We start from the raw sequence: 23185 nt of genomic DNA, 5'->3' as shown, positions 1-23185 counted from the left end.
CAGTCGTTTAGTGGCTGGCGTTCGAGGGACGTGATATGGCAGACCCCGAAAACATCTGCGAGCTTCCGCCGAGTGCCAAACTGGTGTTCAAAGTCCTCGAGTACGACGGCGCACACACCCAGAAGGAACTCGTCCAGCGGTCGCGGCTCTCGGCCCGGACGGTCCGGAGCGCCCTGGAACGGCTGACCCAGGTCGGTGCCGTCGAGGAGGAGGTGTACATCCCCGACGCTCGCCAGCGTCTCTACCGCCTGAACGACGCTCGCAACTGGGAGCAGGTGAACTGCATCGACGAAGCGCCGGTCTGAGGTTCGCGGACACGGGCAGGGGTCGGGACATCCCTGCCATCGCCGAGGGGAACGTTTTAAGTCCTGATACTTCTCGGGTTGAGGTAGATGAGGGGCTCCGGCGTCGCGATACAGGTGCTCGCCGCGCTGATGCTGGTCGCCGGTCTCGCCGTGACCGGGTACGCCCTCTCGCGGCCGGCGGGCGACGACACCGTCCACACGCTCGAAGTCACGAAACTGGAGGGCAACCCGCCCGGTAGCGAGTCGAAGGCCGTGAAGTACGGCGACCTCTCGACGGAGGCGCGCTCGGCGTTCGCGGAGGCGAAGCTGAGCGGTACGCACACGACGCAGGGGGACCTGCCCTCGCAGTTGGAGGCGAACACCTACGTCCGGGACGGGAAGACGGTGTACGAACTCGCCGTCTCCGAACGGGAGCACATCACCGACCGCCTCGTCTTCCTGTTCGGCGGAACGACCACCGGGCTCATCGGCGCCTTCGTGTTCGTCTCGTGGCTCGACGTGGGCCAGCGCCGGTAGTCACACGCCCCAGAACGCGACGATGCCGGCGACGGTGACGACCGACAGCAGTATCTGGAGCGGCGCGCCGATACGGAAGTAGTCGGTGAACCGGTAGCCGCCGGGACCGTAGACGAACAGGTTCGTCTGGTAGCCGATGGGACCGAGGAAGGAGGTGCTCGCGGCGAACGTCACCGCGAGGACGAACGCGAATGGGTCGGCCCCGATGCGGGTCGCGGCCTCCACGGCGACCGGAATCATGAGGACGACGCTGGCGTTGTTGCTGATGACCTCGGTGACGAGACCGGTGGCGATGTAGAACACCCAGAGCACGCCGACGACGGGGAGGAAGTCGGCGCTGGCGGCGACGGCTTGACCGAGCAGCTCGGCACCGCCGGAGCGTTCGAGCGCGACGCCGAGCGGAATGACGCCCGCGAGCAGGAAGATGACGCTCCACTCGACGGAGTCGTACAGTTCGCTCGGGTGGAGGACGCCGGTGACGACCATCGCCACCACGCCCGCCAGCGCCGACACGAGGATGGGGTAGACGTCGAGCGCCGGCAGCGCGACGACCCCCGCGACGATGGCGAGCGCGACCGGAATCTTGTCGGTCCGGTAGTCCGGGTCCTGGGGCTGGTGGGCGACGATGAAGTCCGGGTTCGCGGCCAGGCGGTCGACGCTGTCGGCGGACGCCTGGACGAGCAGGGTGTCGCCGACGCCGATTCTGACCGCCTCCAGCCGGTCGCGGATGCGTTCGCGTCCGCGGCGGAAGGCCAGGACGCTCGCATCGTATCGCTCGCGGAACGTCGACGACGCGAGCGTCTCGCCGACGAGCGCCGACCCGCGCGGAATGACGACCTCGAACAGCGACGCCTCGTCGCCGGGTTCGAGGTCCTCGTCGGCCAGCCGGGCCCCGACCGGCGTCAGTCCCCCGTCGGTCAGCAACCGCGAGAGGGTCCCCCGGTCGGTCCGCAGCGTCATCGCGTCACCCGCCTGGACGGTCGTCTGCCGGATGGGTTCGAGGAACGTCCGCTCGCCGCGGACCAGCTGGAGCACGTCCACGTCGAACCGCTCGGTGTCGATGGCCTCCTCGACCGTCGACCCGACGAGTGCGGAGTCCTCGTCGACGACCACCTCGGTGAGGTACTCGTCCATCTCGTACTCGTCGACGTAGTCCTCCTCGGGCGGAATTCGCTCCGGCAGGAGGTGGTGACCGACGAACAGTAGGTAGAGGCTGCCCGTGAAGAGGACGACGACGCCCAGTTGCGTGAACTCGAACATCGAGAACCGGTGCAACGTCGGGTACTGGCCGCCGAGCCGACCCGCCACGTTGCTGGCGAGGAGGTTCGTGGAGGTGCCGACGAGCGTGAGCGTGCCGCCGAACATCGAGGCGTACGACAGCGGGATGAGGAGCTTAGAGGGGGACGTGTGCCCCTCGTGGGCGAGGTCCGTGACGACGGGGACGAGGATGGCGACGACAGGCGTGTTGTTGACGAACCCGGAGGCCGGCCCCGACACGCCGATGACGGCGAGTAGCTGTTTCCGGAGGTCGTCGCCGGCGAACGCCGCCATCCGGGTTCCCAGCATCTGGACGACGCCGGTCCGGGCGACGCCCTCGCTCAGGATGAGCATGGCCAGCACGGTGATGGTGGCCTCGTTGGAGAACCCCGAGATGCCCTCTGCCGGCGAGATGCCGGTCCACGGTTCGAGGACCATGAGCGTCACCATCACCAGGATAGCGGTCACGTCGACCGGGAGGAGTTCGGTGGTGAAGAGCGCGAGCGCGAACAGGACGACGCCGAAGACGACGAACACGTCCGTCGGGACGCCGACCACTCGGGTCGCGTCCACCAGCGACGAATCCATACGCAGTGACACGATTGCCGCGAAGAAAACGGTTTTCGTACCTCACGAGCCGCCGATAGAAACCTCCGGAGCGTCGCGGGGGACCGCCCGCCGACTCGCCGACCGGGGAGCCAGCCGTTCGACCAGCGCTACCTCCCAGTCGTCCAGGCCGTACGCCCGACAGACCCGGCGGTCGATCTCGGCGTCGGTCGCGGCCAGTTCGGCGTCCAGTTCGCGAAGTCGCCGCCACTCGGCGAGGAACTCCCCGGCGTCCTCCACCGTCGGCAGGCGGAGACGTTCGAGGCGTTCGAGGAGCGAGATGGTCTTGCCGGCCTGCGAGCGCACGTCGCCGCGGTCGACCGCCCGCGGGACGAACGCCCGGAGGAGCTCCCGGCGAGCGGCCGAGACGTCGAATGCGAGCGCGGGCGTCGGCTCGGTCTCCACGAACCCCCACCGGTCGCTCTCGTGGTCCCCGTCCTCCGGCCGGTAGCGCGCCGTCGCCGCGAGGACCAGCGCGCCGTCCTCGTCGTCCGTCCGGATCGCGACGCGTCCGAGTCGGAGCCCTTCGTGGGTCCGGGTCGTCCCCCCAAGCGGGGTGTCCTCGCCGACGCGAAACGGGTCGAGGTCCGCCAGTCGCGGCCCCGCCGTCGGCGGGGACGGCAGCGTACACCGTGACCGCTCGCGGCGCAACTCGCACATCCGGGTCGCGAGCCGCGCCAGTTCCTCGCGCTCGTGGGTCGACGCGTCGGGCAGCGGGAGGTTCGCGGCGAACATTGGCTTGAACCGCAGGTAGCCGCCGTTGACGTGCGTGCCGCCGTACACCTGCCGGAAGTAGACCGCCGCGAACGCGGAGTTCACGACGGCGAGGACGTACCGCAACGACGCGTCGGAGTTCGGTCGCTTCCGGACGCTGTAGAGGGTGTTCAGCGCGTACAGTCCCTCGTCGTCGTAGGCGGCGACTGGGCGGTCGCTGATGTCCGGAACGAGCAGTTTCTCCGTCGCGAACACGGTTGGGTCGCGCAGGTCACCGTACGCGCCGTCGGCGGCGACGACCGACTCGTCCCGGCGGAGCCAGTCGCCGTCCCACTCGACGCCGTACCGTTCGACCGCGCTGCCGCCGACGACGCGCTCGCAGTCGTCATCGCCCTCGTCGACCACCAGTTCGTCCCGGACGTTGCCCGTGTGGACGCCCTCCGTCAGCGTGACGTGCTCGCCGAGGCCGTCGCACTCGCGGCGGACGCGCTCGGCGACCGGGGCGAACGAAGGCTCGATTCCGACGGGAATCACGCGGTCGCCGAGCGCCTCGACGAACGACCGCGAGACCGCCGTCTCCGGTCCCGAACGCAGTTCGCCCGGCGAGTCGACGGACCGGACCCGGAACGACTCGGTCGGCCCGTCGTCGGCCCGGACCGAGACGACGACGGGGTACACCTCCGCGTCGGCGAACACCGGCAACTCGCTGGCGTCGACCACCTCGACGAGGCGGTGGCGGTCCAGCAGTCGGTCGCGGAGGCGCTGACCGTACCGCGCCGTCGTCCACTTGTTCGGCACGACGGCGCAGACGCGCTCGCCGAGGTCGCACATGCGCTCGACGAACGGGACGTAGAGGTCGAACGCGCCGTGAGCGGTGTCGAACCGGTCCCGGAGGTCGGCCTTGCGCTCGTCGTTGATGTGCCTGCTGCGGACGTACGGCGGGTTCCCGACGACGGCGTCGAACCCGGACTCGAACCACTCGGGGCCGTCGCCGAGCGCGTCGGCCGCCCGGAGGCGGTCGTCCGGCCAGACGCCGGCGCGGAGCCAGACGGCGGCGCGGGCGAGTTCGACCGCCAGCGGGTCGACGTCGACGCCGAACACCTGTCGGGCCGCGCGACGGCGCGCGTCGGCGAGCGTCTCGTCCGTCGTCCGGACGCGTTCGACCGCGAGGTGGTCGAGCGCGCGGACGAGGAAGTGGCCGCTCCCCGTCGCCGGGTCGAGTACGGTCGCGTCCGGGTCGTCCACGGCCTCCGCGACCGCGTACTCGACGACGTGCTCCGGCGTGTAGTACGCGCCCGCCGAGCGACGCCGTCGCCGGTCGCCGTCGACGTCGAGGTGGACCGCGCCGTCCTCGATCCTGAGGTCGGCGTCGAGCAGTCGCTCGTAGGCGTCGCCGAGGTCGCGGGCGTCGAGGGCGGCGTAGTCGACGGCGGCCGCGTCGAGCGCGTCGACGACCGCCGTCGTGGTCTCGTCCGGGAGCGCCCGAAGACGGCGTCGTTCGTCGGCGAGCGCCGACGAACGACCGAACGGGAGGTCGCCGTTCCATCGGGCGACGGCGTCGAGGTCGGCCACGTCGCGGCCCCGCGCCGCGGCGAAGCGGGCCGCGGCGAGTCTGACGGCGAGCACGCAACCGGTGTCGAACGCCGCGTCCAGGTCCGACCTCGCCGTCGTCACCAGGGCGCTCGCGGTCGTCCGGACGGCGTCGCGGAGACCGGTCTCGAGTGCGGTCCGCGCCCTCTCGCGGTGCCGTTCGCGAGCGTCGCGCAGTCGCTCGAACGCCGCGTCCGGACCGAACGCCAGCGCGAACGCCCGGAACGCGTCGCGGTCGTCGAGCGCCGCCGGGAGGTCGACGTCGAGACGGCGGTCCGGCGGCTCGTCGGCGACGAGCAGCCGCCAGCGTCGCCCGTCGGTGACCGCCGCTCGTCCCCCGTCGAGGTCGGCGTGGGCGTCCACCGTCGCGCGCTCGTCCGGCAGCGCCTCGACCACCGAGACGCCGTCCGGCCGGCCGCCGAGCGCGTCGAGGACGGACTCGACGAGGTCGCGCCGCGCCGCCCTCCCCGACCTCGTCCGGCCGTTCTCGTACCGTTCGGCGACCAGTTCGCGGGTTCGGGCGAGGTCGGGGAGCGCGTCGGCAGTCCGAGCGCTGTCGAGGAGTCGAGCGCGGAGGCGATCGGAGAACAGCGTTCCCGCGAGCGCGTCCATGCAAGCGGTTGACACGCCCGGCGAGATAAAGCTACTCCGCGTACAGCGAGTACGCGATGGCGGCGAAGCCGATGGCGGTCAGGCCACTCTCGATGATGAGCACGGTTTCCCGGTTCATGTTCAGCGCCTGGTCGGCGACGCCCGCCAGGAACGCGCCGAGCGTGACGACGCCGAATCCGATGGCGAGCGAGCGGAGCGCGGGCGAGCCTGTGCGTCGATAGGCTTTGAACGCGAAGTACGTTATCAGCCCGCCGAGTGCGAGCGTCAGCGTCTTCAGCGCGATGACGATGGTGGTTATGTGTGTCATGTCTCTTTGCGCACCTCCGACCAGAGCTGTTCGAGGCGTTCGTCGGTGGACTGTGGCGGTCGCTCGATGTTCACGTCGAACTCGCGGTCGTCGTCTAACGTGATGTTGACCGACTCGACCGCGACCCGATACCGGCTCGTGTGGTGGCCGTCCTCGCGGATTTCGGTCAACTCGTTGAGTAGTGAGGCGTCGGTCAGCAGGTCTATCTTTCGGTAGAGCGTCGAGAGCGGAATGTCCGTCTCGTCGGCGAGTTCGCTTGCTGTCATCGGTTCCTCGAGTTCCTGGATGATGGTCCGGCATGCGGGGTCGTCGAGGGCATCGAGTATGGCCTGCAACTCGGGGCCGTCGTCCGCCAGATCCCGCAGCATTCGTCAGAAACTTTCGAAGGCCGGTACATAATTCGTTCGACTACTGGCCGACAACCGCATCGACTAGGGGTCCTTCGTTTCCGCTGTCTCCTCCACGGGCTCCGTCGTCCCCGACGGGGGGAGCTTACCGCAGTGCCCCGAGCAGTTCGTAGTCGTGGTCCGGCGTGTAGGTGCGGAACAGCAGGCTGTTCGTCAGGACACTCACGCTGGAGAACGCCATCGCCGCGGCCGCCAGCGCCGGCTGGAGCAGGCCGAGTGACGCCAGCGGAATCATGGCCGTGTTGTACCCCAGCGCCCAGAAGAGGTTCTGCTTTATCTTCGACAGCGTCCCCTCCGAGATGCGGATGGCCCGCACCACGTCGCGCGGGTCGTCGCGCATCAGCGTCACGTCCGCCGCCTCGATGGCGACGTCCGTCCCGCTCCCGATGGCCGTGCCGACGTACGCGGAGGCCAGCGCGGGCGCGTCGTTGACCCCGTCGCCGACCATCATCGCGTTCCGGCCGTCCGCCTCAACGTCGTCGACGGCGTCGGCCTTCTCGTCCGGCAGGACCTCGGCGCGGACGTTCTCGCGGTCGATGCCGACCTCGTCGGCGACCGCGTTCGCGGTCCGCTCGTTGTCGCCCGTCAGCATCAGCACGTCGAGGCCGCGCTCGCGGAGGGTAGCGACCGCGTCCTTGGCGCTCGCTTTCACCTCGTCCGCGTCGGCGACCACGCCCACGAGCCGGCCGGCTCGCGGTTCGTCACCGCTCGACCGTTCCGAGGCGCTCTGCGCCTCGCGGACGCCCACGAGCATCGCGGTCTTGCCCTCTCGCTCCAGGCGCTCCATCGCTTCCTCGCCGGGGGCGGGGTCGATACCCTGCTCGCGCAGCAGCTTCCGGTTGCCGACCACGACCTCGCCGTGACTCGTCGTCGCGAGGACGCCGTGACCGGGAACGTTCTCGAAGGACTCCGGTTCCTCGACCTCGATGCCGCGCTCGCGCGCTCCCTCGACGATGGCCTGTGCGAGCGGGTGTTCGCTCCCGTGCTCGGCGCTGGCCGCCGCCGCGAGGACGAACTCCTCGGTCACCTCGGAGCCGGCGGCGGACGACGCCGCGCTGACGCCGCCGTCGGCCGCGACGTCGCCGTCCGGGGCGAGCGCCACGACGTCGGTCAGGCGCATCTCGCCCTCGGTCAGTGTCCCGGTCTTGTCGAAGACGACGGCGTCCACGTCCCGGACTCGCTCCAGGACGTCGCCGCCGCGGAAGAGCACGCCGTTGCGCGCGCCGATGGCCGTCCCGACCATCGTCGCCGTCGGGGTCGCCAGCCCGAGCGCGCAGGGGCAGGCGATGAGGACGGCGCTGGCGAACACGACGACGGCGAACTCGAAGCCCGACACCGCGCCGCCCGCCGCCGCCGGACCGCCGGCCACGAGCCCCCAGAGCGGTAGGGCGTTCACGAAGCCCGCGAGCGTCTCCGGAACGAGGAGCCACGCCGCGCCCCAGAAGAGGGCGTTGGCGATGACCGCTGGGACGAAGTACGCGCTCACGCGGTCCGCAAGGTTTTGTATCTCCGGCTGGCGGGCCTGCGCCTCCTTCACGGTCTGGACGATCTGCTGGAGCGCCGTCTCCTCGCCGACCTTCGTCGCCTCGACGAGCAAGACGCCGTTCTCGTTCATCGTGCCGCCGATGACCTCGTCGCCCTCGCGCTTCTCGACGGGCACGGACTCGCCGGTCACCATCGACTCGTCGACCGCGCTCTCGCCGTCGACGACGACGCCGTCCGTCGGCACCTTCTCGCCCGGGCGAACCCGCAGGCGGTCGCCGACGTCGACCTCGTCGAGCGGAACTTCCTCCTCCTCGCCGTCGGTCACGACAGTCGCGGTGTCGGCCTCCAGTTCCAGCAGTTCGCGCAGCGCCTCGCCCGCGCGACCCTTCGAGCGCGCCTCCAGCCAGTTACCCATCGTGATGAACACGAGGATGAGCACGGCGCTGTCGAAGTAGAGACCGCCCGGAATCGCGCCGAGCATGACCGCCACGCTGTAGAGGTAGGCCGTCGAGGACCCGAGCGCGATGAGCACGTCCATGTTCGCGGTCCGGTTCTTCACGAGCGCCGTGTAGCTGTTCTCGTAGAACTCCTTGCCGAGAAGCACCTGCACGGGGGTCGCCAGCAGGAACTGGACCACGCCGAGGTCGACGCCGAACAGTCGCTCCCCGAGAACGTCCGGGAAGAACAGGTGCTCGAACATGAAGAAGACCAGCGGCACGGCGAGCGCGGCCCCGAACAGCGTCAGTCGGAACTGCTTGCGAATCTCGGCGTCCCGGGCCGCCTCGCGGGCGTCCGCCTCGGCTTCCTCCGGGCCGTCCTCGCCACCCGCGTTCTCGCGGACCGGCGCGTATCCGGCCGCCTCGATGGCGTCGAAGAGGTCCTCGCGGTCGACCTCCCCCGGATTGTACTCGACGCTGGCCTCGTCCGTGGCGAAGTTGACCTCCGCCGAGACGACGCCCGGCACCGACTCCAGGGCCTCCTCGTTGCTCTCCGCGCAGTTGGCACACGACATGTCGGCGATGCCGACGGTCGTCGTGGCGCGAACCGGCTCGTATCCCGCCTCCTCGATGGTTGCGTAGATAGCGGCCAGCGAGACACGCTCGGGGTCGTACTCGACGCTGGCCTCGTCCGTGGCGAAGTTGACCTCCGCCGACGAGACCCCGTCGAGCGATTCGAGCGCGTCGCCGACCGTCGTCGAGCAGTTCGCGCAACTCATCCCGCGAACGTCGAGTTGCGTCCGTTTGCTCACAGTAGTCACCTGTCGATTACTACGGGTTCCGTATTAATGCGAGTTGTCCTTAGCAAACTTCGGCTCTCGGACCCATCCACCTTCGATGTTTTAACTCGCCCCGAAAAGAGGGACGCTTCCTGAGACGATTCCGCCTGACGGCCTTTCGTTCGTCTGCCAGCCAGTCGGGTCGAACGGTCGGCGGTCGTACCCGGAGTACGAGTCGCGGGCAGGGACCCCACCGGTTTAACTCTCCGTGCGTCGTTGACGGTACGGGGATGCGGGGGAACCTGACTGCCGTGGGCGGTCCGCTTCTCGGAACGTGGTTGCTCACGGCGCCGTTCGTCGTCTTCGCGTCGAGCCTGCCGTCGAACCTCCGGGGCGACCTCCTCTCGGCGGCGACGCTGCTGGCGGTCGGTCTGTACGCCACCGTCCGGGTGGCCCGCGAGGAGCCGGTGTCGCCGGCGGCGCCGGTGCTCGTCGCGCTGATAGGCCTCGTCCAGGTCACGCAGCCGTTCGTCGTCGGATCGGCGAGCGTCGCGAACCGCTGGAACGACGTCGCCGTGGGCGTCGCGCTCGTCGCGCTCGCGGTCGCCGAGTTCCGGACCGACAGACGGCCGGACGAGGCGACCTCAGACGACGCGACGACGCCGGAACCCGGACGGCGCTGACTGCCGGCCGTCGCCACCGTCGAAGCGGGGCGACGCCCTCGTCCAGCACCGGCTTCGAAACGCTTAGACGCGCGCCGCCGAATTGTCGAGTCATGAGCGACCTGCTAGTTCGTGCGGCCCGGGGCGAACGCACCGAGCGCCCGCCGGTCTGGCTGATGCGTCAGGCCGGGCGGTACATCCCCGAGTACCGCGACATTCGGGAGGAGTACACGTTCAGGGAGGCCATCGAGACGCCCGAAGTGGCCGAACGCATCACGCTACTCCCGTGGGAACTGTTCGAACCCGACGGGCTAGTGATGTACTCCGACATCCTCACCGTGCTCGAACCGCTGGGGTTCGACTACCACATCGAGAGCGGCGTCGGCCCCGTCGTCGAGAACCCCGTCTTCGACCCGGAGGACGTGCCGACGGAAGCGGGCGACGTGCGCGAACAGCTCGACTTCGTCGGCGCGCTACTCGACCGCCTCCAGGAGCGCGTCGGCGACCGGACGAGCGTCATCGGCTTCGCTGGCGGCCCGTACACGCTGGCGTCGTACGTGGTCGGCGACGAGCCGAGTTCCCGGAAACCCCTCCGGCGCTTCCGGGCCAACCATCCCGAGGCGTTCGCGGCGCTGCTGGAGGCGTTCACCCGCGTCGTCGAGGAGTACGTCGAGTACCAGGTCGACCGCGGTGCCGACGTCGTCCAGGTGTTCGACACGTGGTCGGGCGTGCTGACGCCCGCGGACTACCGCGAGTTCCTGCTCCCGCTCCACCGGCGCATCTTCGACGCCATCGACGTGCCGTCCGTCGTCTTCGCGCGTAACGTCGGGGGAAGACTCGACTTGCTCGCGGAGTCGGGCGCGGACGTGGTGAGCCTCGACTGGACCGTCGACATGGCCGACGCCCGCGAGGAACTGGGCGACACGCCCGTCCAGGGGAATCTCGACCCCTCCTACCTGCTTGGCGACGAGGCGTTCGTCCGCGAGAAGACGCGCGAGGTCATCGAGAAGGCGGGCGACGCGGGGCACATCCTCAACCTGGGACACGGCATCGACCGCAACACGCCGGTGGAGAACGCGAAGGCGTTCGTCGAGACGGCGAAGACCGTCGAGCGGTAGGCGCGAACGCGAACACTTTTCATGTCAGTGTGATATAATGCGTGTGTGTCCGGGTCCCTGATCGCCCGCAAGGAGTTCGGCGATGCGCTCCGCACGAGAACGCTCCGCCTCGTCTCGGCCGTCTTCGCCCTCCTCGTCGTCGGCGACGCGTACCTCTACACCCTCCAGTCGTATCACACCGGCAGCACCGCCGACGTCGTTCTCCACTTCGTGCCGGCCGCCCGCGCGCTCGTGCCGCTCGTCGGACTCGCGGTCGGCTACCGCGCCGTCGTCGGCGAGCGCGCGTCGGGAAGCATCAAGATACTGCTCGGCCTGCCGCACTCCCGGTGCGACGTGGTCCGGGGCAAGTTGCTCGGTCGCTGCGTCGTCGTCGCCCTTCCGCTACTGGCGAGTTTCGCGCTGGCCGCCGCGCTCGTCGCGACCCAGTACGGGGGGTTCGCGCTCGTCCCCTTCGCCGGATTCGTCCTCCTCACCCTCCTGCTCGGCATCGCGTTCGTCGCGCTGGGCGTCGGCGTCTCGGCGGCGACCGCTACCCCGCGGCGCGCCGCGGCCGCCGCCGTCGGCGCGTTCGCACTCGTCGAACTGTTCTGGGGCGCGCTCGTCAACCTCGTCGGCTACGTCGTCACGGGGTCTGCGTCGATGACCTACCCCCTGCCGGCGTGGGCGTACTTCGTCCAGCAGCTCAGCCCCACCGGTGCCTACGAGGGGCTGGTCCGGGCGCTCGTGTCGCGCGGAACCGTGCAGCTAGCCGGCGGCGGTCCCGCGCCGGCCTATCTCTCGCCGTGGGTGGCGCTGCTGGTCGTCCTCGCCTGGGCCGCCGTCCCGCTCGCCGTCGGTGCGTGGCGATTCCGGAACGCTGACCTGTAGCGAACCGCGATTCCGGCGGTCGAACGTCCGTAACCTCCACCAAGAGCAGACCGGCACTACGACAGCCGTTCGGCCAGCTCTCGCGCCTCCCGGATGCGACTCGGCACGCCCATCCGGGCGGTGTAGTTCGTCGCGAGGAAGAGACCGTCCGGCGTTTCGACGTCGTCAAGGGCGTCCCACGACCGGTCGTACGCCGGAAACCCGCGCTCCAGGCGCTCGACCGACAGCACCTCCGCCGGAACGTCCATCACCTGCTCGAACTCCTCGCTGGCGACGGTGCCGAGGGTGTCGTCGTCCGCTTCGACCAGCTCCGGATTCCGCATTCCTCCGAGAAACGCCGTGTACACGCCACCGCTTCGCTCCGCTCGGGAGCCCCCGTCGTTCGCTTCGCTCGCGAGGCCACCGTCGCGGTCGAACATGCTGACGTTCCACGAGACGCCCAGGGTGTCCAACCCCTCGTCGTGGCGCACCTGGTACCCGAACCCCTCCCGGTCACCGTCGGCCAGGAGATGGACCATCGCCAGCGGATTGTAGTTCAGTTCCGCGAGCGCGGTCGCGGCGTCGGGCGCGAGGTCCGCGAGGAGGTCGGCGGTCACGTCCGCGGGCGTGGTCACGACCACCCGTTCGACCGCGACCGTCCCGTCAGCCGTATCGAGGGCGTACCCCGCTCCCTCGCGTCGAACTCCCTCGACCGGCGTTTCGAGGCGGACGTTCGTCCGGTGCGCGTCGTACAGCGCCTCGGAGAGTCGCTGGACGCCCTCCTCGAAGGAGATGGCCGGCGCCGACGCTCCCCCCTGCATCGCCCGCTTCACCGCGGGTTTCAACAGGCAGTCGTACCGCTCTTCCACCGCCATCAGACCGGAGAGGGCGTGCCGGACCGGCATCTCCGCCGGGTCGGAGCCGTAGATGCCGCCGAAGAGCGGGCCGAGCAGGTTCCGGTAGGCCTCCTCGCCGAACTTCCGTGTGAATAGTTCCGCCGCGGTCTCGTCCGGCCGCGCGGGGTCGGTCGCCGGTTCGCCGACGACCGTCAGTTTCGCCTCCTCGGAGAGCAGGTCGGTCTCGGCGAAGGCGTCGAGGGAGAACGGTGCGCGGCCGAGGCTGCCGTCCGCGTAGACGAACATCTCCGTCTCGCCCGCTTCGAGCACCTCGTCGTCGAGTCCGAGGTCGACGACGAGTTCGTCGACGGGGTCGGTCCGGCGGAGTCGCTGGGGACCCCACTCCAGCAGGTAGCCGTCGACGCGCCCGCTCCGGATGACGCCGCCCGGTTCGTCGCTCGCCTCCAGGACGACGTGGTCGACGCCCGCGTCGTCGAGATGGTGGGCGAGCGCGAGTCCCGTGATGCCCGCGCCGACGACGCCGACCGCGGCGTCGAACTCACTCTCAGTCATCGCCGAACGGGGCGTTCAGACACATCGTGCCCGGCGTGTCCTTGCACTGGCACTGCCTGAACTGGTAGTACTCGGGGGCGAAGTCGGCGACGAACGGCTCGACGAGGTCGGCGAGCACGCCGGCGAACCGGTCGTCGTCGTGCGGTACCGGCACGCGGTAGAAGTCCAGCCCCTCCGCTTCGGCCTCCTCGCGGAGTTCGTCGTCCAGTTCCGACAGCGTCTCGCTCTGCTCGTGCATGAAGCTTATCGGCTCGACGACGACGCGCTCGGCCGCCACGTCCTCGATGGCCGCCTCCACGTCCGGCTCCGTCCACGGGATGTCCCGGTTTCCGTGGTTCTGGTAGCCCAGCGTGTACGAGTCGACGCCGAGTTCGGCGGCCATCACGTCGCAGAACTCCTCGACGTACGCGTCGTAGCGACTCCCCTCGTCGAGGTAGTGGGCGGGCGTACCGTGCGCGGAGAAGAACAGTTCGGTGCCCTCGTCGGTCACGTCGACGCCCTCGGCGGCGGTGTAGCTCCTGACGTTGTCGGCCCGGATGCGGTTGTACGTCGGGTGTTTGTGCCAGCCCGTGACCTCCTGGACGTCGACGTCCCAGTCGCGCTCAGCGACGGCCGTCGCGAGTTCCTCCAGCGCCGCGACGGTGGTCGACGCGCCACAGAGCGGGTAGACGGGGAGGCCGACGAGTTCGTCGACGTCGTCCTCGCGAGCCGCCTCGACGGCGTCCTCGACGAACGGTGCGGTGAACTGCATCCCGACGTACGTCTCGGCGTCGAATCTGCGGGCGTCCAGTTCCGCCTTCAGGGCCTCGGCCTGCGCCCTCGCCTGGGGGTTCAGCGGCGACCCGCCGATCTCCTCGTACTCCTCGATGAGGCCGGGAGCGCGCCGCTCCGCCAGTTCCCGGGAGCGCTCGCGGGCCTCCGCCTTGGTCGTGTCGCCCTCGAGGTCCCTGTTGTTCATGAAGATGCGCTCCAGGTAGTCGATGACGTTCTCTCGCGTCGGTTCCGCCGGTTCCCCGAAGTTGAGTAGCACGACGCCGGTCGTCATGGTCGAAACTGAGGACGGAGGTAGGGAATAGTTGTCGCTCCGTTCCCGGAGCCTGAGAACCGGCGACGCCGTCCGGTCCGCTCGTCGGCGCTGCCACAACGCGTTTTCCTGCGCGCCTCGAACCGAACCCTGATGGCCGAACTCGACGCAACGGACAGGGAGATTCTCCGGTTGCTGATGGAGAACGCCCGGCGGTCGTACCGAGACATCGGCGAGCAGGTCGGACTCTCCCCGCCGACCATCTCCGAGCGCGTCGACCGCCTCGAGGACCTGGGCGTCATCCAGGGGTTCACGCTTGATGTCGACCGCTCGACGCTGGTCGACGGCGACGCGGTCCTCGTCGAGATTCGAACGCGTCCGGGCCGCACGGGCGAGGTGGCGGACGCCCTCGCGGGCGTCGAGGCCGTGGCGCACGTGGTCCAGACCGTCGACGCCCGCGTGCTCGCACGGACGTACATGGACGCGGCCGAACTGCGGACGCTCGTCTCCGAGACGCTGGACGGCGACGTCGTTCGGGAACTCGACATCCGAAAGGTGGTCGAGTCGGCGTGGAGTCCGACGCTCGGCGAGGGCGACCTCGTCGCCGAGTGCGTCCAGTGCGGCAAGGCGGTCGAGGGCGAAGGCGTCACGGTGACGTTCGACGACGAGGAGTACCACCTCTGCTGTACGTCCTGCGAGACGCTGTTCCGCGACGAGTACGAGGAACTGCAAGCCGGCATCGAGGAGTAGGGTCGTCGACGCGACGCTTCAGTCGTGGCCCGAGACGGGCACCGGCTCGTACGGCTCTTCGAGGTACGCCTGGTCGCTCGCCGTCAGGTCGACGTCCAGCGCCTCGACGGCGTCTTCCAGGTGCTCGACGCTCGTCGTACCGACGATGGGAGCGTCGACCCACTCCTGGTGGAGCAGCCACGACAGCGCTATCTGGGCCATCGTGACCCCCTTCTCGGCGGCGAGTTCCTGGACGCGCTCGTTTATCTCCCGGCCGCCGCCCCCGGCGTAGGGGTGTTCGTGGGCGTACGAGTCGGTCTCGCCCCGCGTCGTCGCCTCGAACTCCTCCTGCGGCCGCGTGAGGTACCCACGGGCGAGCGGACTCCACGGGATGACGCCGACGCCCTCGCGGTCGCAGAGCGGCAGCATCTCGCGCTCCTCCTCGCGGTAAACGAGGTTGTAGTGGTTCTGCATCGTGGCGAACCGCTCGGTGCCGAGGTCGTCGGCGGTGTGGAGCGCGTCGGCGAACTGGTGGGCCCACATCGAACTCGCGCCGACGTAGCGTACCTTGCCGCGCCGGACGGCGTCGTCGAGCGCTTTCATCGTCACGCCGATGGGCGTCGACTCGTCCCAGCGGTGGATCTGGTAGAGGTCGACCGTGTCCATCCCCAGCCGGTCGAGCGAGTTCTCCAGCTCCTGCTCGATGGCCTTCCGCGAGAGTCCGCCCGAGTTGGGGTCGTCCTCGTCCATCTGGAAGTACCCCTTCGTGGCGACGACCATCTCGTCGCGCCGGCCGTCCAGGGCGTCGCCGAGCACGCGCTCGCTCTCGCCCTTCGAGTACATGTTCGCCGTGTCGAAGAAGTTGATGCCGAGGTCGATGGCGCGCTCGATTATCTCGTGGCCCTCCTCCTCGTCGAGCACCCAGTCGCGCCAGTCGCTCGTGCCGAAGCTCATACAGCCGAGACAGATGCGGCTGACCTCCATGCCCGTGTCGCCGAGCGTCGTGTACTCCATGCTACTACGCTCGCACGGAACCTGCAAAAAGGTAGCTGACTACTCGCCGCCGGCCGGAACGGCCCCGGCGATGGAGCGCAGCCACGCCTCACGGTCGGCGGCCTGGACGGCCGCCGACGCCGCGCCGGCCGCGTCGGCCCCGAGGTCGAACGCCGCCGCCACGTCAGCGGCCTCGCCGATACCTCCGCCGAGGAACACCCTCGTCTCCGGACGCTCCGCTTCGACGGCGGCGACGAACGACTCGACGCGCTCGGGGTGGGTCCGGCTGATGGCTCGACCCGTCGCCACGTCCTCTGGTTTCTCGAACAGGAGGCAGTCCGGGTCGAACGACAGTGCGGCCCGACCCTGCTCGATACTGTTCACGCAGACGACGCTCTCCAGGCCCAGGTCCCGGCAGCGCTCGACCTTCGCCTCGACGTCGGCCAGCGCGTCCGGACTCTCGGGGTGGTTGACGAACGCGCCGTCCGCGCCCGCCGCGGCGACCGTCTCGGGCAGGACGCCGCCGGTTCGACGGCCGGGGTCGTCGGCGTCTATCGTCTGCGCGACGACCGGAAGCGACGTCCGCTCCACGACCAGTCTGAGGTCGGGCGTCTGGGGCGCGACGACGAACCGCGCGCCCGTCTCCTCCGCGACGTGCTCCATCGTGCGGGCGAACGCCAGTCCGTCCTCGCCGGCCGTCCCGGGGTACGTCTTGAAGTTGACCAGGAAGTAGGGATAGTCGAGTGCCACGGTACGCCGGTGGTTTCGCTCCACCGAAATATCGGTTCCGACCGTCGTTCCGAACGCTCACCGCGTCGTGGCGTTCGGCGCGCAGGCGTACGCCCCGCCGGGCGGCGACGTGCATTCGCCGCTTTGCAGGAATACGAGGAGACCATCCCGGTCGACTTGCGCGTCGACGACCAGGCAATCTGGGTCCCCCTCCGTCAGGTCGAACGTCTCCCACGCCTCTCGGTCGTCGACGCGGGCACGCAGGACGATTCGCCCGGGTTCCGCCGGCCACGCGCAGGGAACGCTGGCCCACCCCGGCTTGTCGTACGTGGTCCCGTCCTCCGTCACTTCGTGCATCGCCTCGACGTCGTAGGACCGCCAGTGGACGACCTCGCCGTCGTACTCGACCAGCAGGTGGACGACGTGGGCTTCGTCGTGGATATTACTGACTGACAGGCTGCGGAGTTCGGTACCGTCGTTCGAATCGCCGCCGAAGGGAAGTCCGGTCCAAAGACAGCCTGCGGTGCCGAGCGCGGGGAGGGCGGCGAGGACGTGGCGTCGGCGCATCGCGTAACTTGCACTACCATTCTAAGTATAATAAAATCTCTTACTCCTTCGGCGGTCGACGGACGGCTCAGACGCTCTCGGCCACGTCGAGTTCGTCGGCAGTCTCCCCGTCCGACAGCAGCGCCGGTTTCCCGAGCGGGAGCGAGCCGAAGAGGGCGTAGTGGACGGCGAACGACGCGGCGAGCAAGGCGACGAGGACGGTCAGGGTTCGTTTGACGCGTACCATACGTGAGGAGTGGGCGCACCCCGAAATGAGCGCTTCGGTCCGCCGCGGCGCGACGGGAGAGTTAACTGCGCGCCGGCCGTCACGCCGGTCGTGACAGAGATACTCCCCGAATCGACGAGGCGGTTCACCCGCGCGGCCATCGCCGAACCGGACGACGTCCTGCGCGAGATGGAAGAGCGCGGCGAGGAGTTCCCCACCGTCGGTCGCGAGGTGGGCCAGTTCCTCAGACTGCTCGCCCGGATGGTCGACGCCCGCCGCGTCTTCGAGTTCGGCTCCGGGTTCGGCTACTCCGCCTACTGGTTCGCGGGGGCGCTCCCCGAGGACGGCCAGGTCGTCCTCACCGAGCACGACCCCGACGAACTGGACGAGGCGCGCGAGTACCTCGACCGCGGCGGGTTCGCCGACCGGGCAGCGTTCGAGGAGGGCGACGCTCTCGACACCGTGCAGGGGTACGACGGCCCGTTCGACGTGGTGTTGATCGACCACCAGAAGCGACGCTATCCGGAGGCGCTGGCTGCGGTCCGGGGGAAGGTCGCACCCGGTGGCGTCGTCGTCGCCGACAACGCGATGGTCAGCGGCGCTCAGGACTTCGACGGCATCCTCGACGCGCTGGAGGGCGACGCCCCCGACCTGGACGAGGAGTCCCGCGGCATCGCGGAGTACCTGACGACGGTGCGCGACGACCCCGAGTTCGAGACGAGCGTCGTGCCGCTCGGCGAGGGCATCGCGGTAAGCTACAGGCGGTAGGCGTCCGAACAGCCGAACCGCCGAACCACCGCGCCCACTGCCGATTACGGCGGCGAGGTGACGACCAGCACCGGCACGTCGACGACCCGCAGGACGCGCCCCGTGATGCTCCCGAGTCGCTGGCCGGAGAACCCTGACTGCCCCCGCGACGCCATCACGACGAGGTCCACGTCGTTCTCCTCGACGTACTCGCGGATGGCCCGGTGGGACGTACCGCGAATGACGGCCGACTCGTGGTTGCCGCCTCCAACCTCCGCTTCGAACCGGTCGAGTGCTTCCCTCCCCTGTTCTTTGAGTCGCTCGACGTACTGCTTTGAGACGCCGCCGGCGTCGAACGGGCCTGCCACGGCCTGGAGGTCCACGACGGTGAGGAGGTGAAGCGCGGCGTCGCAGCGCTCGGCGACGCTGCCGGCGTACGGAGCCGCCCACTCCGCGGCCTCGCTCCCGTCGGTCGTGGCGAGCACGCGTTCGTACCCCCGGTCTCCCGGCGAGTCGCCGTCGGGGACGACGAGCACCGGCGCGTCCGTCCGGCGCAGCACCTGCTCGGTGACGCTGCCGAGGAGCCGGCGTCCGACCCCGACACGGCCCTTCCGGCCGACGACGACGAGGTCGACGTTCTGGTCGGCCGCGAATCCGGTGATGGCTTTCGCCGGCCGCCCCTCGACGACGTGCGTCTCGACCGCGACGTCACGGTCGGCGGCCAGTTCGGCCGTCTCGTCGACGATGGCCTGTCCGCGCTCGGCCGCGGTGTCGTCCGTCCCGTCGCGACCGAGCAGCGACCGCTCCCTGTATGCGTAGAGCAGGTCGACGGTCGCATCGTACGCGTCCGCCAGGGCGAAGCCGAACGTCGCCGCGCGGCGCGCGTACTTGCTCCCGTCGACTGCGATGAGAATCTGGTCGAACATCCTTCGTCTATCGAAGAGTGCACGGGAGCAAGTTTATAATTGGGCCCCGATTGGCCCGAAGTCAGCGTCGACTGCCGGGCTGTGGGTCGACGTGCGGCTTCGCCATCAGGTCCTCGAACCGGCTCTCGTCGACGAACTCCAGCAACCGGACGAGCTGTTCGGTGGCGGCCTCGAAGAGCTGCTCGCCCTTCTCGGGGGTCGCGTCGGTCTGGTCGCCGAGGACGCCGTTCTCGGTGTTGTCGATGGCGTCGTAGAAGTTGCGCGCGCCGTAGCGGTACGGGTCGGCGTCCTCGAACACCGGTACGCCGCCGTCGCGAGCCTCTTCGAGACGGTCCTCGCGCACGAGTTCCGGCGCGAGGTGCATGATCATCGCGGTCTCCTTCGGGCCGCCGTGCGGGCCGTTGCGCTCGAAGAGGTCGTCCACGAGGTCCGGAATGGATTCGTCCCACATCCACTCGACTGCGAACGCCGCCCGGTCCTCGCGCAGGCGACGCCCCACCTCGCGGAGATGCTGCATATTGCCGCCGTGGGCGTTGACGTAGACGATGCGGTCGACGCCGTGGTAGGTGAGGTTGCGCGAGAAGCTCTCGACGTAGTCGCGGAACTCCGGCGGGTCGACCCACATCGTCCCGTGGAACTGCTTGTGGTGCGGGCTGACGCCGACGTTCACGGTGGGCGTACAGAGGAAGCCCGCACGGGCGGCGGCCTCCCGGGCCAGCCCCTCGGCGATGAGGTGGTCGGTGGCGAGCGGTAGATGCGGTCCGTGCTGTTCGGTCGACCCGAGCGGAACGACGGCGACCGACTCCTCGGCGACGTAGTCTCCGAGGTCCGGCCACGTCTGGTCGGCGAGGTACATACACTGATTCCGGCCGCGAGGGCGTATAAATCCCGCTCTCCCGGCGAACCGTGACTACGGCTCCGCGACCGTGTGCTCCGCGACGTACTGCTCAACCTCCGGTCGCGCCGCCTCGCGCTTGCGCCGGTGCTCGCGCAGGAACGCCGCGAGGCGTTCCTTCGCTATCGATTTCAGTTCGCCGGAGAGCATCTCGCCGGACTCGTACTCCTCACGGATGCGTTCGAGTTCGTCGTCGTCCGCTATCAGGTGAGCGGCGAGCAGCTCGAACACCACGTCCTCCTCGATGTCCGCGCCCTTCCGGCGGTGTTCCTCGACGCTGACCCGGCCGCCGGTCTTCGCCCGGTCTATCTTCCGCTTCGCGTCCTCGACGTCGTCGGTGAGCGCGACGTAGCTGTCGGGGTCCGAGGAGCTCATCTTGCCGCCCTGCAGACCCCGGAGGAAGCGGTGGTAGGTGCTCGCCGGCTTGACGTAGTCGGCGTCGCGGAACCGGGCCGCCACGTCCCGCGTCATCCGGACGTGTGGGTCCTGGTCGATGCCGACCGGGACGACGGTCGGCTTCGGTCCGCCGCGCTCGGGCGACTGGGGCCGGAGCACGTCGGCGTACTGCGTGAATGCCGCCGTCATCTTCGCGGGGTCGGCGCCGCCGTAGGTCGCCGCGAACTCGTTTTCGGTGACGTGGCGGGCGAACAGCTTGCTCCGGACGTGGTGGTCGTTGCCCGCACCGGACTGGAAGTAGAAGTCCGTCGAGTCGAGGTCCAGCCCCAGCGCGACGTAGTTCAACAGGTACTCCTCGACGACGCGCTCGCGGGCGTCCGAAAGCGACACGTCGCGGGTGACGTACGACTCGACGTCCGCCGCACAGAGCGTGACCGCCGCGCCCATCTTCTGGAACGTGAGCACCTGCTCGACCACCGCGAGGTGGCCGAAGTGGAACCTGCCGGAGGGCATCAGCCCGGTCATCACCGCGAACGGTTTGCCCGCGTCGCGGGCGTCGAGCGCCCGGTCCAGGTCGCGCTGCCCGAAGACGACGCCGCGCCGGACGAGGCGGTCGTCGGGCAGTCGCTCGGCCACCGACTCGATGGGTTCGATGCCGAACTGCGCCATCGTCTCGTCGTAGTCGCCGACGTCGACGTCGCCCCAGGGGTCGATTTCAGCCACGGCTGGTCACCTCCCCGGTTTCCACTCGGAACTGTACGTTCGTTACCGCAGAATTCGTCTCAGTGCGCGCTGGTCGGCCAAAATCGACCACCGGCAGAAGCGGCTTCTGACATGCCGGTCGTAGCTCCGGCCAGCACGCTCAAAAGGGTTTCCCCCAGGAGGCCGGGCACGTTCGGCGCGGTCGGTCCGGCCCTTCGGCCCCAACCACTAATCCCGTGCTGGCTAGCTAGTCAGACCATGCAGGACGACGATCAGCGCACCGACGAACCCCCCGCAGAGGAGGCGTTCGACGACTCGATCTTCCCCTACGGAGGCTCCCCGTACGGGTTCGGGTGGTCGGCCTGGCCGTGGTCGGACGTGGAGGACGAGAACGACGCGTACGGCGAGAGCGACGAGTTCAGGCCCTCCGAAGCGACGGACGAGGGCGGTCGGTTGGGCGAAGGGGTCGTCTCTGTACTCCTCGTCGTGGGCGTCGTCCTCTTTCTCTTCCCCGAACCGGCCACCTCGGCGATCGGAATGGGTCTCGTCGCTCTCGGACTGGCCATGTGGCTGCTGGATTGGCTACCGTAGAATCGGCCGGAGGTCACAGCCGTCTCGTTCGAACCGGCGTGCGGTCCCCGGACGCGTCCCGCGAGGAGCTACCGGCGACGGTGGGTCGGCCTCGCTACGAGGTCAATCGTCGCCGGAGACGTGGAAGTTCGGCGATTCCGACCGCGAGGCGGCCTCCTCAACGAACCGCACCGACGGACTCGCGGCGAACGCCACGAGCGAGGCGAGGAACAGGGGCGTGATGCTGGCTCCGTCGCTGAGCGCGATGGCGATGAGCGCGGACGACAGCGGCGTGCCGGTCACCACGGAGTTGAACGACGCCATGCCCGCGAGCATCGCCAGCATCGGCGGGAGACCGGGGACGACCAGCGCCGTCGCCTGGCCGACGAGCGCTCCCATGAACATGTGGGGGACGATGAGGCCGCCGATCCAGTTTCCGTGGATGGTGAACGCGGCGGCGACCATGACCGCACTGAGCGTCAGCAGCAGCGTCTCCAGCGAGAAGCCGCCCTCCAGCAGGACGCTCATCTTCGCTCCGCCGTAGAAGTACGACAGCGGCACGAGCCAGCCGAGCACGCCGATGACCGCGCCGGCGAGCGTCGTTCGGACGTACACCGCGAGGGACAACCGGCGGAACGCTCGTCCGACGAGCGAGAACGTCTTCGAGTACACCAGCCCGAACGGGATGCAGACGACGCCGATGCCGACGGCCCAGCCGAGCGTCCCGAGCGTCGGCGAGGCGAGCGCGGTCGTCTCCCACGTGGGGAACAGCGCCATCCCTCCGAGCGAGGCTTCCGTGAGATACCCCGCGAACGACGCGACGAACGTCGGGATGAGCGCCTCGTAGTACTCGAGCCCGTGGTCGTGGGGAAGTTCCAGCCAGAGGAGCGCCCCGCCGATGGGCGCACCCAGAATCGTCCCGAACCCCGCCCCCATCCCCGCGAGCGTCAGGAGTTTCGTCGAGTTCTCGAACCCGAACAGCTCCGAGACGTACGTGCCGAACGAGCCGCCGACGACCGACATCACTCCCTCCGGTCCCGCGTTCTGTCCGGCGACCAACCCGATGAGACCGACGGGGAGAATCGGAACGTTCTCCTCGAGTTCGACCCGCCCCTCGGCGTGGAACTGCTGGACGAGCGCCGAGAGGGCTCCCGGGTAGAACGTCGCGTAGAGGACGGCTCCGACGACGACGCCCGCACCGATGCTGACCGGGACGCGCCAGTACGTCGCGGTCAGCGTCGTCCAGAGCTGATGTTTGACGAAGAGCCAGACGAGACGGAACGCCGTGGCGACGAGGCCGACGCCGACCCCCAGGACGGCGGCGACCACCAGCATGTGGTGAAACTCGCGCTCGTTCAGCCGAACGTGGTCCATCGGCGGGCGATATGGACCGGAGCGTGGCGTGTTTTACGTTCTTCGCCGGAGCCGCCTCCCCGAGACGCCGAAGAACGGACCCGACCCGCGAGAACGATTTCGCACGGTCGTTCCGTCGAGGATTTCCGGGAGAGGGTACCCGTCTCAGGCACCGGGGCGTCGCTGTCGACGAGTCAACCCTTTTGGCTCTCAGGCCCCAGTTCTACAGGCTGAGTAGGGTGAGTGCCTCGGGGTCGTTCGAGAGAGCGAAGCTCGCTCGTGATGACGAGACGCCGTTG

The 23185-nt window shown here is 69.2% G+C and carries 24 protein-coding genes; 9 read left to right on the top strand and 15 right to left on the bottom strand.

The window, feature by feature from the left end; translation table 11 throughout:
- Window positions 1–35: 35 nt before the first annotated feature.
- Together ACRYA2_RS20120 and ACRYA2_RS20115 are read left to right on the top strand one after the other, a co-directional pair.
- A complete protein-coding gene (locus tag ACRYA2_RS20120; protein WP_433632300.1) occupies window positions 36–305 on the top strand; it encodes a MarR family transcriptional regulator in 270 nt (89 codons plus the stop codon).
- 87 nt (window positions 306–392) lie between these two features.
- Entirely contained in the window at window positions 393–821 is a 429-nt protein-coding gene (locus ACRYA2_RS20115) for a DUF7979 domain-containing protein (RefSeq protein ID WP_433632298.1), read from the top strand.
- Here the strand turns inward: ACRYA2_RS20115 and ACRYA2_RS20110 are convergent, their stop codons facing one another.
- From ACRYA2_RS20110 to ACRYA2_RS20090, 5 genes are all read right to left on the bottom strand, one after another.
- Window positions 822–2666, bottom strand: a complete 1845-nt coding sequence (locus ACRYA2_RS20110; protein WP_433632295.1) for an SLC13 family permease — start codon at window positions 2664–2666, stop codon at window positions 822–824.
- A gap of 42 nt (window positions 2667–2708) precedes the next feature.
- Window positions 2709–5600: an Eco57I restriction-modification methylase domain-containing protein gene (locus ACRYA2_RS20105; RefSeq protein ID WP_433632292.1), complete on the bottom strand. Its 2892-nt coding sequence runs from the start codon at window positions 5598–5600 to the stop codon at window positions 2709–2711.
- A 31-nt stretch (window positions 5601–5631) separates the two neighbouring features.
- A complete protein-coding gene (locus ACRYA2_RS20100; protein WP_433632290.1) occupies window positions 5632–5907 on the bottom strand; it encodes a DUF7521 family protein in 276 nt (91 codons plus the stop codon).
- Complete coding sequence (locus ACRYA2_RS20095) at window positions 5904–6275, bottom strand: ArsR/SmtB family transcription factor (protein WP_433632288.1); 372 nt, start codon at window positions 6273–6275, stop codon at window positions 5904–5906. Before ACRYA2_RS20095 ends, ACRYA2_RS20100 begins: the two co-directional genes overlap by 4 nt.
- 124 nt (window positions 6276–6399) lie before the next feature.
- Window positions 6400–9048: a heavy metal translocating P-type ATPase gene (locus tag ACRYA2_RS20090; protein ID WP_433632285.1), complete on the bottom strand. Its 2649-nt coding sequence runs from the start codon at window positions 9046–9048 to the stop codon at window positions 6400–6402.
- A gap of 257 nt (window positions 9049–9305) precedes the next feature.
- On the opposite strand from ACRYA2_RS20090, the gene ACRYA2_RS20085 reads away from it, so the two are divergent.
- The 3 genes from ACRYA2_RS20085 (at window position 9306) to ACRYA2_RS20075 (ending at window position 11662) form a co-directional block, all read left to right on the top strand.
- Window positions 9306–9698 carry an SPW repeat domain-containing protein gene (locus ACRYA2_RS20085; RefSeq protein ID WP_433632283.1) on the top strand — a complete coding sequence of 131 codons (393 nt, stop codon included), beginning with the start codon at window positions 9306–9308 and terminating at the stop codon, window positions 9696–9698.
- A gap of 92 nt (window positions 9699–9790) precedes the next feature.
- Window positions 9791–10795, top strand: a complete 1005-nt coding sequence (gene hemE, locus ACRYA2_RS20080) for a uroporphyrinogen decarboxylase (RefSeq protein ID WP_433632280.1) — start codon at window positions 9791–9793, stop codon at window positions 10793–10795.
- A gap of 45 nt (window positions 10796–10840) precedes the next feature.
- Window positions 10841–11662, top strand: coding sequence for an ABC transporter permease subunit (locus ACRYA2_RS20075; RefSeq protein WP_433632277.1), 822 nt, complete (start codon window positions 10841–10843; stop codon window positions 11660–11662).
- Window positions 11663–11718: 56 nt separating this feature from the next.
- Here the strand turns inward: ACRYA2_RS20075 and hemG are convergent, their stop codons facing one another.
- Both hemG and hemH read right to left on the bottom strand, forming a co-directional pair.
- Window positions 11719–13050 carry a protoporphyrinogen oxidase gene (hemG, locus tag ACRYA2_RS20070; RefSeq protein ID WP_433632274.1) on the bottom strand — a complete coding sequence of 444 codons (1332 nt, stop codon included), beginning with the start codon at window positions 13048–13050 and terminating at the stop codon, window positions 11719–11721.
- Entirely contained in the window at window positions 13043–14095 is a 1053-nt protein-coding gene (hemH, locus tag ACRYA2_RS20065) for a ferrochelatase (protein ID WP_433632271.1), read from the bottom strand. Before hemH ends, hemG begins: the two co-directional genes overlap by 8 nt.
- A gap of 132 nt (window positions 14096–14227) precedes the next feature.
- Here hemH and ACRYA2_RS20060 point away from each other — a divergent pair, with 132 nt between their 5' ends.
- Complete coding sequence (locus tag ACRYA2_RS20060; protein ID WP_433632268.1) at window positions 14228–14824, top strand: AsnC family transcriptional regulator; 597 nt, start codon at window positions 14228–14230, stop codon at window positions 14822–14824.
- An 18-nt stretch (window positions 14825–14842) separates the two neighbouring features.
- Here ACRYA2_RS20060 and ACRYA2_RS20055 read toward each other — a convergent pair whose 3' ends face one another.
- The 4 genes from ACRYA2_RS20055 to ACRYA2_RS20040 form a co-directional block, all read right to left on the bottom strand.
- Window positions 14843–15817 (bottom strand): aldo/keto reductase, encoded by a 975-nt coding sequence (locus ACRYA2_RS20055; RefSeq protein WP_433632265.1) that lies wholly within the window; start codon window positions 15815–15817, stop codon window positions 14843–14845.
- A 39-nt stretch (window positions 15818–15856) separates the two neighbouring features.
- Entirely contained in the window at window positions 15857–16546 is a 690-nt protein-coding gene (locus ACRYA2_RS20050) for a triose-phosphate isomerase (protein ID WP_433632263.1), read from the bottom strand.
- 57 nt (window positions 16547–16603) lie between these two features.
- Window positions 16604–17092 (bottom strand): hypothetical protein, encoded by a 489-nt coding sequence (locus ACRYA2_RS20045; RefSeq protein WP_433632260.1) that lies wholly within the window; start codon window positions 17090–17092, stop codon window positions 16604–16606.
- Window positions 17093–17159: 67 nt separating this feature from the next.
- A complete protein-coding gene (locus tag ACRYA2_RS20040; protein ID WP_433632258.1) occupies window positions 17160–17318 on the bottom strand; it encodes a hypothetical protein in 159 nt (52 codons plus the stop codon).
- Between the two features lie 90 nt (window positions 17319–17408).
- Here ACRYA2_RS20040 and ACRYA2_RS20035 point away from each other — a divergent pair, with 90 nt between their 5' ends.
- On the top strand, window positions 17409–18065 hold the full coding sequence (locus ACRYA2_RS20035) for an O-methyltransferase (protein ID WP_433632256.1): 657 nt from the start codon (window positions 17409–17411) through the stop codon (window positions 18063–18065).
- 44 nt (window positions 18066–18109) lie between these two features.
- On the opposite strand, the gene ACRYA2_RS20030 is transcribed toward ACRYA2_RS20035, so the two are convergent.
- The 3 genes from ACRYA2_RS20030 to trpS all read right to left on the bottom strand — a co-directional run bounded on the left by ACRYA2_RS20030 (window position 18110) and on the right by trpS (window position 20984).
- Entirely contained in the window at window positions 18110–18970 is an 861-nt protein-coding gene (locus ACRYA2_RS20030) for a universal stress protein (RefSeq protein ID WP_433632254.1), read from the bottom strand.
- 61 nt (window positions 18971–19031) lie between these two features.
- A complete protein-coding gene (locus ACRYA2_RS20025; protein ID WP_433632252.1) occupies window positions 19032–19826 on the bottom strand; it encodes a creatininase family protein in 795 nt (264 codons plus the stop codon).
- Window positions 19827–19880: 54 nt separating this feature from the next.
- Window positions 19881–20984 carry a tryptophan--tRNA ligase gene (trpS, locus tag ACRYA2_RS20020; protein ID WP_433632250.1) on the bottom strand — a complete coding sequence of 368 codons (1104 nt, stop codon included), beginning with the start codon at window positions 20982–20984 and terminating at the stop codon, window positions 19881–19883.
- A gap of 237 nt (window positions 20985–21221) precedes the next feature.
- On the opposite strand from trpS, the gene ACRYA2_RS20015 reads away from it, so the two are divergent.
- Window positions 21222–21554, top strand: a complete 333-nt coding sequence (locus tag ACRYA2_RS20015; RefSeq protein WP_433632248.1) for a hypothetical protein — start codon at window positions 21222–21224, stop codon at window positions 21552–21554.
- 102 nt (window positions 21555–21656) lie between these two features.
- Here the strand turns inward: ACRYA2_RS20015 and ACRYA2_RS20010 are convergent, their stop codons facing one another.
- Complete coding sequence (locus tag ACRYA2_RS20010; protein ID WP_433632246.1) at window positions 21657–22907, bottom strand: chloride channel protein; 1251 nt, start codon at window positions 22905–22907, stop codon at window positions 21657–21659.
- A gap of 11 nt (window positions 22908–22918) precedes the next feature.
- On the opposite strand from ACRYA2_RS20010, the gene ACRYA2_RS20005 reads away from it, so the two are divergent.
- Window positions 22919–23185 (top strand): hypothetical protein (locus tag ACRYA2_RS20005; protein WP_433632243.1); only part of this gene is annotated, 267 nt, incomplete at its 3' end.

The organism is Halomicrococcus pelagicus (assembly GCF_050954125.1).
Note: the sequence above shows the minus strand (reverse complement) of the source record. Positions and strands in the feature narration are given on the sequence as shown.

Bases quoted from the DNA above. Each gene is read 5' to 3' on its own strand.
- ACRYA2_RS20120 (WP_433632300.1), top strand. From the start codon at position 36: ATGGCAGACCCCGAAAACATCTGCGAGCTTCCGCCGAGTGCCAAACTG.
- ACRYA2_RS20115 (WP_433632298.1), top strand. From the start codon at position 393: ATGAGGGGCTCCGGCGTCGCGATACAGGTGCTCGCCGCGCTGATGCTG.
- ACRYA2_RS20110 (WP_433632295.1), bottom strand. From the start codon at position 2,666: ATGGATTCGTCGCTGGTGGACGCGACCCGAGTGGTCGGCGTCCCGACG.
- ACRYA2_RS20105 (WP_433632292.1), bottom strand. From the start codon at position 5,600: ATGGACGCGCTCGCGGGAACGCTGTTCTCCGATCGCCTCCGCGCTCGA.
- ACRYA2_RS20100 (WP_433632290.1), bottom strand. From the start codon at position 5,907: ATGACACACATAACCACCATCGTCATCGCGCTGAAGACGCTGACGCTC.
- ACRYA2_RS20095 (WP_433632288.1), bottom strand. From the start codon at position 6,275: ATGCTGCGGGATCTGGCGGACGACGGCCCCGAGTTGCAGGCCATACTC.
- ACRYA2_RS20085 (WP_433632283.1), top strand. From the start codon at position 9,306: ATGCGGGGGAACCTGACTGCCGTGGGCGGTCCGCTTCTCGGAACGTGG.
- hemE (WP_433632280.1), top strand. From the start codon at position 9,791: ATGAGCGACCTGCTAGTTCGTGCGGCCCGGGGCGAACGCACCGAGCGC.
- hemG (WP_433632274.1), bottom strand. From the start codon at position 13,050: ATGACTGAGAGTGAGTTCGACGCCGCGGTCGGCGTCGTCGGCGCGGGC.
- hemH (WP_433632271.1), bottom strand. From the start codon at position 14,095: ATGACGACCGGCGTCGTGCTACTCAACTTCGGGGAACCGGCGGAACCG.
- ACRYA2_RS20060 (WP_433632268.1), top strand. From the start codon at position 14,228: ATGGCCGAACTCGACGCAACGGACAGGGAGATTCTCCGGTTGCTGATG.
- ACRYA2_RS20055 (WP_433632265.1), bottom strand. From the start codon at position 15,817: ATGGAGTACACGACGCTCGGCGACACGGGCATGGAGGTCAGCCGCATC.
- ACRYA2_RS20045 (WP_433632260.1), bottom strand. From the start codon at position 17,092: ATGCGCCGACGCCACGTCCTCGCCGCCCTCCCCGCGCTCGGCACCGCA.
- ACRYA2_RS20040 (WP_433632258.1), bottom strand. From the start codon at position 17,318: ATGGTACGCGTCAAACGAACCCTGACCGTCCTCGTCGCCTTGCTCGCC.
- ACRYA2_RS20030 (WP_433632254.1), bottom strand. From the start codon at position 18,970: ATGTTCGACCAGATTCTCATCGCAGTCGACGGGAGCAAGTACGCGCGC.
- ACRYA2_RS20025 (WP_433632252.1), bottom strand. From the start codon at position 19,826: ATGTACCTCGCCGACCAGACGTGGCCGGACCTCGGAGACTACGTCGCC.
- ACRYA2_RS20015 (WP_433632248.1), top strand. From the start codon at position 21,222: ATGCAGGACGACGATCAGCGCACCGACGAACCCCCCGCAGAGGAGGCG.
- ACRYA2_RS20010 (WP_433632246.1), bottom strand. From the start codon at position 22,907: ATGGACCACGTTCGGCTGAACGAGCGCGAGTTTCACCACATGCTGGTG.